The sequence below is a fragment of the Streptomyces sp. SID12501 genome, assembly GCF_010550245.1.
Classification (GTDB): domain Bacteria; phylum Actinomycetota; class Actinomycetes; order Streptomycetales; family Streptomycetaceae; genus Streptomyces.
On sequence record NZ_JAAGLU010000368.1, the window covers coordinates 1 to 542 of the forward strand.

General features: G+C 67.7%; 1 protein-coding gene. It reads right to left on the reverse strand.

Going from position 1 to position 542, the window contains the following annotated elements:
• The coding region (locus G3I71_RS46280; RefSeq protein WP_164324939.1) for a 4Fe-4S dicluster domain-containing protein at positions 1-542 on the reverse strand (542 nt) is incomplete at both ends.

The window sequence follows — 542 nt, forward strand, 5'->3', positions numbered from 1 at the left end:
GAGGAAGACCGAGCGCTGCGCGTTGAGCAGCGCGTGCTCGTCCTCGACCGACGCGGCCTCGAGCACCTTCTCCTCGTCGTACAGCACGAGGCCCAGGTACCGCAGACGCCCGACGCACGTCTCCGAGCACACGGTCGGCAGGCCGACCTCGAGGCGCGGGTAGCACAGCGTGCACTTCTCGGCCTTGCCGGTCTTGTGGTTGAAGTAGACCTTCTTGTACGGGCAGCCGGTGACGCACATGCGCCACCCGCGGCACTTGTCCTGGTCGACCAGGACGATGCCGTCCTCGGCGCGCTTGTACATCGCGCCGGACGGGCACGAGGCGACGCACGACGGGTTGAGGCAGTGCTCGCAGATGCGCGGCAGGTAGAACATGAACGTCTGCTCGAACTCGGCCTTGACCTGCGTGCTCATGCTCGCGAGCACCGGGTCGTCCGCCATCGTCTCGCCCGCGCCGCCGAGGTTGTCGTCCCAGTTGGCCGACCACTCGATCTTCATGTCGTCGCCCGTGAGCAGCGACTTGGGGCGGGCGACCGGGGTGT